Here is a 13,768-nt window from a genome sequence, read left to right on the forward strand (position 1 = left end):
AGAAAAATGCTAAGAGACTAGACTCAAAAGCTAATTACCAAGACTATTACTCGTCATCGTCTTATGCATAGTTAGTCTATTATAGATTGTCACTTGGTTTATGATCGTTTGCAATATCAATCACATCATCGACGTCAGTAGTTGCAGTATCGTCAGTTGTCGCATCAATATCTATCTGCTCCTGACCTTCTACGTCAAACGTACCGTCTTCTCTCATGGCATCGATAAGTTCATCATCGCTCTCTTCATGCTCAACACGTGCCATGGCAACCAGTTTTTCATCTTTTGACAGACGAATCAATGTTACGCCTTGCGTATTACGACCAGAGCTAGCGACATGCTCAACTGGGGTACGAACCAACGTACCTTTATCAGAGATTAGAATAATATCATCGGTAGAGTCAACCTTGGTCGCTCGTACTAGTGCGCCATTACGTTCACTGGTCTTAATAGCGATCACACCGCCACCGCCACGATTTTGTGTATTGAACTCATCAATGAAGGTACGTTTACCAAAGCCGTTTTCACAAGCAATCAGGATTTCACGTACATCATCTTCGATAACGACTAATGATTTGATAAATTCATCAGTAGCCAGACGCATACCGCGGACGCCTTTTGCCGTACGGCCCATCGCACGCGCATCATTCTCATCAAAACGAATGGCTTTACCACTTGAAGCAAACAACATCACTTCTTGGCTACCGTTAGTGATACGAGCGCTGACCAATTTATCACCGTCTTCTAGTCCAACCGCAATCAAACCGTTCGAGCGAATATTGGCAAACTGCTTCAGCTCTACCCGCTTCACTGTACCGTTGGCCGTGGCAAAGAATACAAAAGGCGGCTCTGCTTGGTTGCTATCTTCTACCGAATCGTCATCATTGCTTACTTCTGATACTTCACTTACTACTGATGTATCTTCCACAATTTTTGGAATTGGTAGTATGGTTGTAACGGTTTCGTCGCTATTTAGGCCAATTAGATTGACCAATGGACGACCACGAGCACCGCGACTGGCAATCGGCACTTCAAAACCACGTAAGCTAAAGACACGTCCACTATCAGTGAAACACAGTACCGTAGAATGCGTTGATGTCACGACTAAATGATCGATTACATCATCTTCTTTCATTGCCGTGGCAGACTTACCTTTACCGCCGCGTTTTTGTGCGACATAGTCATCAATCGGCTGAGTTTTGGCGTAGCCAGTACGCGATACCGTCATGACGACCGTTTGCTCAGGGATAAGATCTTCGCGACTAAAGTCCATACGTGAATCGATGATATCGGTACGGCGCTCATCACCAAAGTTATCGCGAATCTCAATCATCTCATTAGAGATAATAGCCATCAGCTTATCAAAATCGCCAAGGATAGACTCTAAGTGTGCGATTTCACGCAGTAAATCTTGGTATTCTTCGGTCAACTTATCTTGCTCAAGGCCAGTCAGACGATGCAATTGCATATCTAAAATCGCATTGACCTGCTCAAGTGACAAACGATAGCGCTCTTCGCCTTCGATTAGACCAAACGGCGCTTTAGGATCTTCGCCTTCGATAAACTCAGGACGTACTGATTGACTACCAGCAGCCGTGAGCATCGCAACGACGCTACCTGAACCCCATGTGTTATTTAATAGACTTTCGCGCGCCAAGCCACGATTTGCAGAGGCTTTAATCGTCGCGATAATCTCATCAATATTGGCTAGAGCGACCGTTAGACCTTCTAGCAAATGACCACGAACGCGGGCTTTGTTCAATTCATAAATCGTACGACGTGTCACCACTTCTTGACGATGACGGACAAATGCAGCGATAAGCTGACGCAAGGTCAATAGTTTTGGCTGACCATTATCCAGCGCCACCATATTGATACTAAAGCTAGACTCTAGCGGCGTTTGTAGAAATAGGTTATTAACGATAACTTCAGCCGTCTCACCGCGACGCAAATCAATAGCTATACGCATACCATCTTTATCAGACTCATCACGAATTTCGCTAATACCTTCGATTTTTTTATCACGGACCAGCTCTGCGATACGCTCAATCAGTTTGGCTTTGTTGGCCTGATAAGGTACTTCGGTAAATACGATGCGCTCACGATCACGGTTAACGCCAGAATTGCTCATCGGCTCGATATGATAACGACCACGAATATGCAAACGGCCTTTACCCGTACGATAAGCATCTAAAATGCCCGCGCGGCCATAGATAATACCACCTGTAGGGAAGTCAGGACCTGAGATATGCGACATCAGCTCTTCGGCTGAAACTTGTGGGTTTTCAGCATAGGCCAAACAAGCATTGATCACTTCGGTCAGGTTATGCGGGGCCATATTGGTCGCCATACCAACGGCAATACCCGTCGCGCCATTGACCAATAAGTTAGGAATACGCGCTGGCATTACGCTTGGCATGCGCTCAGAGCCGTCGTAGTTGTCTTCCCAATCGACCGTATCTTTGTCCAAATCAGCGAGCATCTGGTGGGTCAGTTTGGTCATACGTACTTCGGTATAACGCATCGCTGCCGGAGGATCATCATCGATCGAGCCAAAGTTACCTTGACCATCAACCATTGGATAGCGCAAGCTGAAATCCTGCGCCATACGGACGATGGCATCATAGACGGCACTATCGCCATGTGGATGGTATTTACCGATAACATCACCGACCACACGTGCTGACTTTTTGTACGGTTTGTTATAATCGTTTGATAGCACGTGCATGGCATACATCACGCGGCGGTGTACAGGTTTGAACCCATCACGCACATCAGGCAGCGCACGCGAGACGATCACGCTCATCGCATAATCCAAATACGACTGCTTTAGTTCATCTACGATGCCAATAGGACTGACCGATTCGCTCATATACACTCCTTCACTCACATTTTTTTCTAACGTTGACACATCGCTTATAGCACCCATAGATCATATAAAAATACTGCCACATAAATGGGCAGTCATGACCAAAATAGATACCATAAAAAAACACTGCTACACGTGCAAAACAATAGGAAAATAGTGATACGGTTTTTGTTAAAAACAATGTTTAATAAAAGAAGCTATTTTAGCACAAATTTGCTGATTTAGGGGGTTCTGACCACCATTAAAATCAAGCTAGGCGGTTCATTCACAGTGATATTTTGAATTATTGACACACACTAAAATAATTCTAATGGCAGGTTTTTTTTGATTGGCTGATTTTGCCATTTTTACAAACAAACTTACCATCTGCTGAGCAATGAGACACCCCGCCCATTTTACCTGAACAAGGCGTATTTCGAGCTTGTGCTTGGCTCATAGATGTAAAAGTAAATACTAGGGCAAGTAGCGCTGTGCTGATTGATTTCATTGTTTATTCTCCATATCTGATGGATATTAAATAGAAAAATACTATACTCATTCAGTACAGCTCGACAAGATTTATTTTGACTAACTGAGTGAATACTTATATTTCTACCTACAATTCAACATGACATTTAATTTAACGCTAAAATCTTGAGCATAGGGATCATACGTGGTTTGCATATAAGCTCTATTGACCAAACAACTAGGATGCTTAGAATATTTAGCCAATACAACAACACCTACAACTGTCTCTGACGTGAACTGATTGTTTTTATGGTCATATTGTTTTCATAACCATAATGCTTTGCCATAAGCTAATAGCTTTCAAAATCATATTATTCTCATGAGCACATTATGATTTAAACCACTTTAATGCGGTTATTTTTTAGTGATGCTGGACAAAAAAATTCTAAACGCTACACTAACTCATCTTTTATAGCACTTAAATAACGACCTAACAGGCTACTTTTATTATGGATATCATTCTTGCAATTGTTTGGATTTTAGCAATGGTGCTATACAGCTTTTCGAGCGATTACGTTGCTAGCTTTCCTAACCATAACAATCGCGCTGTCCCTTATGTCCGTTGGGGAGCACTTCTAGTCGCTATGGCTCTGTCAGCATACTTGTCAAAAGCCTATCAAGAAAACCTACAAGGCAATGGTATGTGGGTGTTTGTTATCGTCGTATTTGTCGTTATTGTATTAGCGAAAGTCGTTTTTAAATGGGTAATTAACAGACGTTTGAAACGCTAGTTAATACTGAATAGTTTTATTAATTTGACCCTCTTACTTATTGATCTAAATACCTATGACAACTAAACATCAAGATAGCCAGCCTGACTCAAACCTTTCTATACCAGCAGAAAACGATCGAGCAGATCGTAGCTTCGATGCCATTGCCGATCATTTCGAAAAGAAGGTTTATGGTGGTTTAAAAGGCGAGATTCGATTGGCCGTGCTACGCCGTGATATTTTTGAATATAGTTCACAAATGAGTGAGGCGCTTGGGCGACCTTTACGTATCTTGGATGTGGGTGCAGGGCTTGCACAAATTGCGATAGAACTTGCTGCTCAAGGTCATAGCGTAGTCATCAATGACATCTCAGCGAATATGCTTGAGAAGGCAAAAGCGAGCGCAGAAAAAGTTGATAAAAAGCTAGACATCACATGGTACGTCTGTCCATACCAAACACTTGAAGAAACGCTAGGTAAAGAGGAAAACGATAAGTTTGATTTGATCCTATCGCACGCGCTACTTGAATGGTTGGCAGAGCCTGCTGCCGTCATGGACTTTTTTGATCAGCAATTAATAGATGGTGGCGCGCTATCCGTCTGCTTCTATAATCCAGCAAGTTTCGATTATCGCAATCTTATCATGGGAAATTTTAACTTACTCGATAGCTTACTTGATGGTAACGATTACAAAGCGGACAATAAGAAAAGCCTCACCCCGAACTATCCCGTGGCTAAAGAAGAAGTCGAGTCTTGGCTCAAAGCGCATGATTATCAGACGGTACGTAGCAGTGGCTTGCGGGTATTTCATGATTATGCGCCGCTCAAGCGTGGCGGTCACAACGACCCAGATGCAGTGATTAGAATGGAGTTACGCTACTCACAATTAGAGCCGTACAAGTGGCTTGGTCGTTATTTACATATTTTGGCTAAACGGTAAATTTAGACAACAGCTGAAGAATAAATAAAGACGGCTAAACCTCTTCATCCATTCTCGATGATCTATCGTATTCTGACCAAGTAGTGGCATTGATGTCTTTTTCATCAAAGACTACAACATGCTCTAGCAAAGGCAAGATGCCAATATACGAGCCGATTGCATGATTATGATGGCTCGCAACTAAGGATAAGACAGTCTGTCCGTCATCTAACTGCAGTCGGTACAAATAGTTGGCACCGCGAAACACTCGCCCAATCACCAAGGCTGTCTGCGTACTATCATCATCATGGATGATATCGTCAGGACGCACGAGCACTTTGATTGGTGTACCATTTGGATAATCATATTCGCAGTACTGTGGTTGTCCTGATTCATCATAGACTTCCATGCGGCGATAGATATTGCCAAGCGCCGTCTCCACACGACCTTCTTTGATGATACCGTCTATCATCGCGCCTTCGCCGACGAACTCAGCGACAAAAGGACTGACAGGCTCATGATACAGCTCGCTTGGTCGCGCCCACTGTACCAATCGTCCTTTATCCATTACCCCTACTTTATCCGCTAGCGCAAACGCTTCGTTTTGATCATGAGTGACCAAAATCGCTGTGGTATTGGTACGTTTGAGGATATCACGGACATTCATTGCCAATGACTCACGCAGTACCACATCTAGATTAGAGAAAGGTTCGTCGAGTAGCAGTAGTTTTGGTTTTGGGGCGAGCGCTCTTGCAAGAGCCACACGCTGCTGCTGACCACCGGACAGCTCATTTGGACGTTTATCCGCATGCTCCGTCAGTTCGACCAGGCTTAGCATCTCAGCCACACGTGCTTTTTTGTCAGCAGCTGACCATTTATTGAGGCCAAAGGCAATGTTTTTTGCCACGCTCAAATGACCAAAAAGCGCATAATCTTGAAACACCATCCCCATGCCGCGCTTGGCTGGTGCCACGGCAAAAGAGTGCCGAGCTGTTTTTTCCGTTAGACGTTGATTGTTTAAATGGATAGTACCGCCGCGGCTTTGCTCCAGTCCTGCAATCGCTCGTAAGGCCGTGGTCTTGCCGCAGCCGCTATAACCCAAAAAACACCCAATCTCTCCTTGCTCGAGCATCAACGACATGCCATTAACCACAATAGTATCGTCATAGCCGACAATTAGGTTTTGTACACTAAAATAAGGATCTGTCGCGATATGTTTCTCAGTATTTTGTTGTGAGGTATTGCTTTGTTCTACAGTTTTATTCGGCTGAACTGGATTGATTCTATTTTGTGACAGTGCTGATTTTGCTACAGGCATGTGATTAGCCCGAGCCTTTTCTGACTTAGAATTTGTAGAGTCGTTCATTGAATCAGTGTACATAAACGGTACCAGTTCGCTATTAGTAAGTAAAACCATCGATAAAACAGGGCAAATTATAATATAGCTGACACTATGAGTGTGCTGTTAAACTTATGCCAAATTATTGCTATTAGCTGTGTTGTTACTAGCTGTGTTTGTCGCTTTGACGTAGTAATATCCAGACAGGGAGCAATCCAACTAGCACGATTAGCAAACTCGGCAATGCGGCTCGTCCCCACATACCTTCACTCGTCATTTCAAATACTCGTACTGCAAGCGTATCCCAGCCTTGACGCCTTGTCATTAGCGTAATGGGCATCTCTTTCATCACTTCGACAAAGCCCATCAATAATGCGGTCAATACACCAGGGCTAAGCACAGGCAGCATCACATGACGCCAGCGCTGATAAGGACTGTCGCTAAGTAATTTTGCAGCAGCCTCTTGATTGACGGTCAATCGCTGCAACTGTCTGTCAACTGGCTGAAAGCTCACCGTCATAAAACGCGTCGATAACGCCAGTAGCATAACAATGACACTGCCAGAGAGCACTTGCTGTGAGGTGATACCAAAGGCAATCATTTGATTATCAAGCCACGCAATAGGTATAAATATCCCTACCGCCAATACAGTCCCCGGTGCGACATAGCCTAAATTGGCTAAAGTGGTCATTAGCTTAGTCGATTTATCAGGATACTGCCGTTTGATCCACGCAATAATAATGGCCAAAAAGGCAATAAACAGCGTGGTCATACTAGCAATCATGAGGCTGTTGGTGACAAAATCAATGTAACGTGCATCAAAATCTTGGCGAAAGTTAAGTGCTGTCCAATAGATGAGCTGTAAGAAAGGAATTAAAAAGGCAACTAAAAAGATCAGCGTACACAGCAGTGTCATGGCGAGTTTGGCAGGTTTGCTGGCATCAAAGCGTTGGCTGCTACCTTGGGTAAGTGAGCTACCACGCTTCGCTTGCCAATACTGCTCAAACAATACCACGATAAAAATCACACCAATAAGCAAGGCTGCTAACTGAGCCGCTGTGGTCAAACTAAAAAAACCAAACCATGCTTTATAAATGGCGGTAGTAAAAGTATCGACATTGAATACAGATACTGCACCGAAGTCCGCTAAGGTTTCCATACTAGCTAGCAATAAGCCACCAATGATCCACGGTAATGCTTGCGGTAATGCCAGACGAAAAAATACACGGCTACGACTCAAACCTAGCATCTGCCCCGCTTCTATCGCTCGCCTGCCTTGTGACAAAAATGCCTGACGCGCGAGCAAATATACATAAGGGTAAAACGCTAGCGATAATACCAAGCCTGCGCCCCATACGTTCCTTATCGACGGTATGGCAGTGCTGATACCGGAATCGCGCAGAGCTGTCTGTAGCGGCCCACTAAAGTCAACAATCCCAATAGTGACAAATGCCAATACATAAGCAGGGATGGCAAGTGGCAACATCAACGCCCACGAAAAGAAACGCTGACCAGGGAAACGATACATACTAGTGACCCAAGCCAGAGCAGTACCAATAGTACCTGAAACGACAGTCACCATTAGCAATAAAATTGCCGTGTTTTTGAGCACTTGCGGCAGTACATAGTCTGCCATATGTGTCCAAATCTCTGCCACTGGCTGAGTCCACGACAGCAGCACGATTAAAATCGGTACTAGCATAAACAACGAAATCAGCCCTAAGACTGATTTCGAGATAATACGTTTACGAAGGGCGTGGTCTTGGCTGACAGTCTGCTGGTCGTTAACACCGTTATTGACAGTATCATTTTGACTAACAGACGCATCTGGCGTTGTGATCATATTATCATTACCGTGTCATACGTATAGAGACCTTGTAAGCTTATACCAACCTCAAAATCGTCATTACTTGAATAACTGATCTGTAATAACTAACCTTTGAACCTATTCTTTAAGAACTATTGTCTCGAAGTTATGATTTTGCGATTGGTATCAGTATTACTGGCGATCCCTTATTTATAACCCGCTTTATCCATCATTTGGATAGCTTGAGTTTGTAGTTCACCGAATTTCTGTACATTGATATCGTCTTTTTTGAACTCGCCCCATGATCTAAGCATGTCTGACTCATCGATACCTACTTTTACTGGGAATTCTTTGTCAGAGCTAGCATAGAGACCTTGTGCCTCGTCAGATGACAACCACTCTATCAGTTTAAGCGTACCATCTGGATTGTCCGAACCTGCAACCACGCCAGCGCCTGAGATGTTTACGTGCGTACCAGTCGTATCTTGGTTTGCCCAGAATATCTTCACAGGAAAGTTTGGTTTTTCGTCCAATAGACGACCATAGTAGTAGCTATTGGCGATACCGACTTCACACTGACCAGCAGCGATAGCTTCTAGCATCGCAACGTCATCACTGAACACATCAGTCGCTAGGTTATCAACCCACCCTTTAATAACCGCTTCGGTTTTTTCTTCGCCCAAATGCTCCATCATGCTAGCAACAAGCGATTGGTTATAGACCTTTTTAGAGGTACGTAAGCATAGTTTGCCTTTCCATTTTGGATCGGCCAAATCTGCATAAGTAGACAACTGGTCGGCAGTGACTTTGCTTGGGTCATAAAAGATAGTACGTGCACGTAGTGACAGACCTGTCCACTGACCTTTTGGATCACGGTATTTTGCAGGAACGTTAGCCTCTAACACAGTAGATGATACTGGCTGCAATAGGCCTTGCTCTGCAGCCTGCCATAAGTTACCAGCATCAACGGTCAATAGCATATCAGCCGGAGTATTCTGACCTTCAGCTTTTAGACGCGCCATCAAAGGCCCAGTTTGGTCTGTAACCAGTTCAACTTTTACACCTGTTTGCTCAGTATAGCGATCTAACAATGGCTTAATCAGCTGCTCATTACGTGATGAGTAGATAGTAATTGTCTGACCATCAGCAGTCGTAGCTTCGTCAGTTGCTGCTTGCTGCTCAGCACCTGTTTCTGTTGACTCTACTTCTACGCTCTCTTCTGTGGTTGAAGAATTACTACAACCCACCAAACCCAACGTCATGCCAAATACGGCTGCAGGTAGGATAAGCTTCGTAGAGGTTAGATTAGCGCTGATAGCGTTCAATGACATGGTTTTCCCCATAGTAATGCTATTAAAAAAGTAAGACGGATGGTGAGACAAAATAACAGTGATTATAACGCTGACTGGCTAAGCGCTAGCAGTAATCAGGCCATAATATATCAAAGCAACATACTAATGGAAGTGAGATTAATTATCAATACATTTGTTTAACTCGTAAATATACCTGTAATGAGTCTTTAGCATTGATTTTTAAGAACTATTTTTAGCGGCCCAGTTCTTTCCATAGTTTGGTCTAGCGACGCGTTTTAGTATCCATCTAAAGCAGCCATTGTCCCAATATTGCATTGACTGCAGCTTCTGTACGTAAGATACGAGAGCCTATATGTACAGGCGTGCAGCCTTGAGCTAACAACAGCTCTATCTCATAGTCAATCCAACCACCTTCAGCGCCTATACAGACTAGATTTGGTAGCTCTCGTGATGGTTGCTGTTGTAAAAATTCAGAAAAGGACTGCTGACTATAAGGATGCGCGACAATCGCTTGACTGCTTATTAGGCTTCCAAGTGAGTCTTCGACAAATGGCTTAAAACGTTTTTGTAGCGTAATACTAGGAACGATCGTATCGATGCTCTGCTGTAGACCTTCTAATACAAACTCGTCAACCCGCTCAAGCATTGGGCTTTGCCAATAGCTTTTTTGAGTACGATAGCTATTGATAAGAATGATATCGCGTACACCAAGCGCCGTCATATCCATGATTAAACGCCGTAGCACTTTAGGACGCGGTAACGCCAAAATGACAGTCAAATCTAATTTGGCTGGCGGCACAGTATTGAGCTGAACGTTACTTAACTGAATGCTGTCAGCGGTAATATCTTCGATAACAGCAGTACCAAGATTGCCGCCGATTTGGCCAATTTTAAGCGTATCACCGACTTTCGCGCCCAGCACTTTAGTCACATGGTTGACTTGAGACAAGGCATCGATTTTTGCTGTGTCTGATGAGAAGTTTTCAGCAGGCAATAATATACAGTTCATAAATTATCTTGGTTGGAAGACATCTCGATAGCGTCTTCAATCATCGTAAATTGACGGGTCAGTACCGCTTGCTGCTGTATCGTCATTTGCTCGCCAGCTTGCCCTGCCTGCGCGGCTAATGGCAAATTGCGTAGCCAAGTCTCTAGCTGCATATAAATGCTAACAGCGTCTTCACGGTTATAAGCTGTTTTTTTGCGAGAGGATTTTTTATTCGCCTTTAACTGGTCATCAATGGCCATCTGTGCGTCTGCACCGTTTGATTCAATTGGACAATAGAAGTCATTATTTGGCTGATATACAGCGCCTACTTCAGCCAATTTGTCTATCACGCTTTGGCAGGACTGAGTATAACGTCCCATCAATACAGGCGTTGCCACACTAGCAGGCTCAACTGGATTATGCCCACCAATATCTACCAGTGAGCCGCCCACAAATGCTACATTTGCCAATGTATACCAAGTCATCATCTCACCCATGCTATCTGCTAGATAGACTTGCGTATCTGCACTAATCATATCTCCATCACTGCGCCGAGCCATATTTAACCCAGTTTTTTGAATGAGATCTGCTACTGCGTCAAAACGCTCAGGATGCCTAGGGACGATAATAAGCAGCGTATCTGCTAATGTGGCTTGAGACAGTAGTTGCTGCTGCAACGACAACGCTGCGGCCTCTTCGCCATCATGAGTACTCGCAGCTACCCACACAGGACGATCTGCTATACCAAACTCTGCTCGCAGTTCAGCTTTCTTATTATAAATACGGTTATCTTCTACCGCTTGGTCATCGAGTTTGGATGCATTGATTACCCACTTTAATGAGCCTGCCACACGAATCTGGGCGCTACTAGCCCCTAACTGCCGAAAGCGTTTAGCAGAGTCGCTGTCTTGCGCAATGATTAAGGAGAGGTTTTTCATCATACTGGCGCTGACTGCACCAATTTTTTGATAACTCTGAAAAGAAGAAGCAGATAATCGACCATTGACTAGGATACTTGGAATACGGTGCTGGGATAACTTGGTCAAGATATTTGCCCACAGCTCTGTTTCTACAAACAGTGCAGCGATCGGCTGCACATGCGTCAAAAAAGTCTCGATAACAGCAGGGCTGTCGACTGGCACATAACTATGACTCATCTGACCTTGAGCTATCTGTTCTGCAAAACGACTGGCACCACGGGCAAAACCTGTCTGAGTCGTATTAGTCAACCATATCTGGTAGCCATTAGCCAATAACATATCTAATAAAGGCGCGACCGTATTGGTTTCGCCTAATGAGACTGCGTGGCACCAAATTACCCCTTTATCGCTATCAGCATTGACTACTGGACGCGGTGGATACTGCTTACCAAAACGCTGATCGATTTCCTGTTGATAGTTGTCGTTTTTATGAGATCGACGCCATACTTGTAGACGGTATAATGGCTTTAGCAGCCCAATAAGAGACTGATAATATAAAGGTGTCTCGTGTACCGCACGACTAGGCGATGATACAGGGTCAATTGGATTTGCAGAGTGGTCAGACGGGGTATTAGATGATGGCATGGAACAGCCCAGATTAGTTATGAATCAAACAATAAAAGGGTAAAGGTAAAGCGCGCCAATTCTACCTGAATTTAAGCTGTAACAATAAGCTTTTAAAAAGTTACTGAGTAAATAGTTATTAGATAACGATTGTTAGATAATGATTATTATCAATAAAGCGACTGCGATGATTGCGCCAATTAACAGCTGATAACGCTTGGTGCTATGCTGCTCTTGCTTCTGTGTGGTCAGCAGCATTTCTGCTTGCTGCCATTGCTTGACCAGATTGGCCGCTTCTGCATGACCATTATCCGCTGCCTGCTCTAACCAGTATTTACCGCTATCTATATCTTGGGATACCCCTACTCCTTGGTAATACATTTTACTGAGTAGACGCTGAGCACGACTGTCGTTTTTGATAGCGGCTTGATTGACCCACTCTACGCCAGACTTTTTTTGATTATCACTGTCCGCTGTCAAAACTTCACCTAATAGTTCATACATGGCCAAACGTAACATAGCAGCTGTATTATCATCTTCAGCAGCCGCTTGTAGTAATAGCAACGCTTTGTTTTTTGCTGCGATATGATCATCTGAAAATATAACTTGGCGACGAGGTTTGTTCTGTTTGGCAATATGCTGCTCGAACTGATCTAATACTTTGCGTGCTTGCAGATACTGAACATCACCAGTTGATTGTGGCACCGCTATCTCATCTAACTCTACCAGCAGTTGCGTAAACATCTCTGGCGTTGATGTGTTTTTTACAGGTGACGTAGGCTTAGCTGTTGGCTTCTTTACTTTAGTCAGCTCAGGCTTTATTGGATTCTCAGACTCAGGAGGCACTACACTTGTTTGCAACTCAGTTACAGTATCAGGCATAGCAGATAGAGCTGCGAGACTCTCACCATCAGTTACAACTGCATTAGCTAGGTTATGCTCAGTTCCTATCGATACTTCCTGTGGCTTTTCAAGAAGCTCATTCGATTGGCTAGTACCGACATGCGTATTTGAATCTGCGCTCGGATTACCACTATCAGCGACTTGATGAGTGGTTGCTTTATGTGTTGTTATTTTGTTTATTGCTACTTTATTCGATGTTAATTCGGACACTGAATGAACGTCGTTACTTAAAATAGTTGGTAGTCTAAGGCTAACCGCTTGATATAACCCACTATCTACTTGCCCGCCTTGTACTGCGTCAAACTGCCGATCAATATGACCAAACAGACGCAGCCCTATTGGCTCTAGTGCAAAAAATAAGCGCTCTTTAACCCCACCATTATCATAACCAACAGCCATATGCTGATAAAAATCATCGGTGATCAACGTTAGCTCAGGGTAACGTTTACGCAGCTCAAACTGACCATACCAATGTGGCTTGCTTTGCCACTGTTGCGCCAATACACGACCGGCATAAAACGCCAAAAATACCATAAAATTACGATAGCGTTCATCGACCAGCAGCATCGTCTCATCCCATATACCGCTCTTAATCATATCTCGGCGCACTTGGGATAATAGCGTGTCGATACGCTGTAAACTCTCAAGCGACTCGTCTAGTGTACAAGCGCGCAGCTCAGTTTCGTAGGCGATACCACCTGCAATAGGACGCTCAGCTAAGAAATCTTGCCAATAGCCTTCTGCAATATAGTCCAGTGGTGTTAAAGGTGATGCAGACATAGACGGACGTGACCTCTTTGCAGATAGATAAACCAAAAAAGCATAGGCTATAAAAGTGCTAATACTACTAAAATAATAGAACGGTACTG

10 protein-coding genes are annotated in these 13,768 nt (G+C 43.9%); 2 read left to right on the forward strand and 8 right to left on the reverse strand.

What is annotated here, in order from left to right:
- Positions 1-79: 79 nt before the first annotated feature.
- Positions 80-2,872, reverse strand: coding sequence for a DNA gyrase subunit A (gene gyrA, locus ACI2IW_RS02410; RefSeq protein WP_404692516.1), 2,793 nt, complete (start codon positions 2,870-2,872; stop codon positions 80-82).
- A 304-nt stretch (positions 2,873-3,176) separates the two neighbouring features.
- On the reverse strand, positions 3,177-3,356 hold the full coding sequence (locus tag ACI2IW_RS02415) for a hypothetical protein (RefSeq protein ID WP_102094349.1): 180 nt from the start codon (positions 3,354-3,356) through the stop codon (positions 3,177-3,179).
- A gap of 469 nt (positions 3,357-3,825) precedes the next feature.
- On the opposite strand from ACI2IW_RS02415, the gene ACI2IW_RS02420 reads away from it, so the two are divergent.
- On the forward strand, positions 3,826-4,107 hold the full coding sequence (locus ACI2IW_RS02420; protein WP_101206189.1) for a hypothetical protein: 282 nt from the start codon (positions 3,826-3,828) through the stop codon (positions 4,105-4,107).
- Between the two features lie 55 nt (positions 4,108-4,162).
- Complete coding sequence (locus ACI2IW_RS02425; RefSeq protein ID WP_404692517.1) at positions 4,163-5,026, forward strand: methyltransferase domain-containing protein; 864 nt, start codon at positions 4,163-4,165, stop codon at positions 5,024-5,026.
- Between the two features lie 34 nt (positions 5,027-5,060).
- On the opposite strand, the gene ACI2IW_RS02430 is transcribed toward ACI2IW_RS02425, so the two are convergent.
- The 6 genes from ACI2IW_RS02430 to ACI2IW_RS02455 all read right to left on the reverse strand — a co-directional run bounded on the left by ACI2IW_RS02430 (position 5,061) and on the right by ACI2IW_RS02455 (position 13,679).
- Complete coding sequence (locus ACI2IW_RS02430; RefSeq protein WP_404692518.1) at positions 5,061-6,386, reverse strand: ABC transporter ATP-binding protein; 1,326 nt, start codon at positions 6,384-6,386, stop codon at positions 5,061-5,063.
- Between the two features lie 124 nt (positions 6,387-6,510).
- Positions 6,511-8,187: an iron ABC transporter permease gene (locus ACI2IW_RS02435; protein WP_201605392.1), complete on the reverse strand. Its 1,677-nt coding sequence runs from the start codon at positions 8,185-8,187 to the stop codon at positions 6,511-6,513.
- Between the two features lie 170 nt (positions 8,188-8,357).
- Positions 8,358-9,482 carry an extracellular solute-binding protein gene (locus ACI2IW_RS02440; RefSeq protein ID WP_404692519.1) on the reverse strand — a complete coding sequence of 375 codons (1,125 nt, stop codon included), beginning with the start codon at positions 9,480-9,482 and terminating at the stop codon, positions 8,358-8,360.
- Between the two features lie 268 nt (positions 9,483-9,750).
- Positions 9,751-10,473 (reverse strand): 16S rRNA (uracil(1498)-N(3))-methyltransferase, encoded by a 723-nt coding sequence (locus tag ACI2IW_RS02445; protein WP_404692520.1) that lies wholly within the window; start codon positions 10,471-10,473, stop codon positions 9,751-9,753.
- Positions 10,470-12,017 carry a 3-deoxy-D-manno-octulosonic acid transferase gene (locus ACI2IW_RS02450; protein ID WP_404692521.1) on the reverse strand — a complete coding sequence of 516 codons (1,548 nt, stop codon included), beginning with the start codon at positions 12,015-12,017 and terminating at the stop codon, positions 10,470-10,472. The genes ACI2IW_RS02445 and ACI2IW_RS02450 overlap by 4 nt, the downstream gene beginning before the upstream one ends.
- Before the next feature lie 132 nt (positions 12,018-12,149).
- Positions 12,150-13,679 carry a tetratricopeptide repeat protein gene (locus ACI2IW_RS02455; protein WP_404692522.1) on the reverse strand — a complete coding sequence of 510 codons (1,530 nt, stop codon included), beginning with the start codon at positions 13,677-13,679 and terminating at the stop codon, positions 12,150-12,152.
- Positions 13,680-13,768 lie beyond the last annotated feature (89 nt).

It is taken from the genome of Psychrobacter sp. NPDC078501 (genome assembly GCF_044900935.1).
GTDB lineage: Bacteria > Pseudomonadota > Gammaproteobacteria > Pseudomonadales > Moraxellaceae > Psychrobacter.

What these genes read in the sequence shown, in the direction of transcription:
- gyrA (WP_404692516.1), bottom strand. Translation starts at nt 2,872, where the DNA reads ATGAGCGAATCGGTCAGTCCTATTGGCATCGTAGATGAACTAAAGCAG.
- ACI2IW_RS02415 (WP_102094349.1), bottom strand. Translation starts at nt 3,356, where the DNA reads ATGAAATCAATCAGCACAGCGCTACTTGCCCTAGTATTTACTTTTACA.
- ACI2IW_RS02420 (WP_101206189.1), top strand. Translation starts at nt 3,826, where the DNA reads ATGGATATCATTCTTGCAATTGTTTGGATTTTAGCAATGGTGCTATAC.
- ACI2IW_RS02425 (WP_404692517.1), top strand. Translation starts at nt 4,163, where the DNA reads ATGACAACTAAACATCAAGATAGCCAGCCTGACTCAAACCTTTCTATA.
- ACI2IW_RS02430 (WP_404692518.1), bottom strand. Translation starts at nt 6,386, where the DNA reads ATGTACACTGATTCAATGAACGACTCTACAAATTCTAAGTCAGAAAAG.
- ACI2IW_RS02435 (WP_201605392.1), bottom strand. Translation starts at nt 8,187, where the DNA reads ATGATCACAACGCCAGATGCGTCTGTTAGTCAAAATGATACTGTCAAT.
- ACI2IW_RS02440 (WP_404692519.1), bottom strand. Translation starts at nt 9,482, where the DNA reads ATGTCATTGAACGCTATCAGCGCTAATCTAACCTCTACGAAGCTTATC.
- ACI2IW_RS02445 (WP_404692520.1), bottom strand. Translation starts at nt 10,473, where the DNA reads ATGAACTGTATATTATTGCCTGCTGAAAACTTCTCATCAGACACAGCA.
- ACI2IW_RS02450 (WP_404692521.1), bottom strand. Translation starts at nt 12,017, where the DNA reads ATGCCATCATCTAATACCCCGTCTGACCACTCTGCAAATCCAATTGAC.
- ACI2IW_RS02455 (WP_404692522.1), bottom strand. Translation starts at nt 13,679, where the DNA reads ATGTCTGCATCACCTTTAACACCACTGGACTATATTGCAGAAGGCTAT.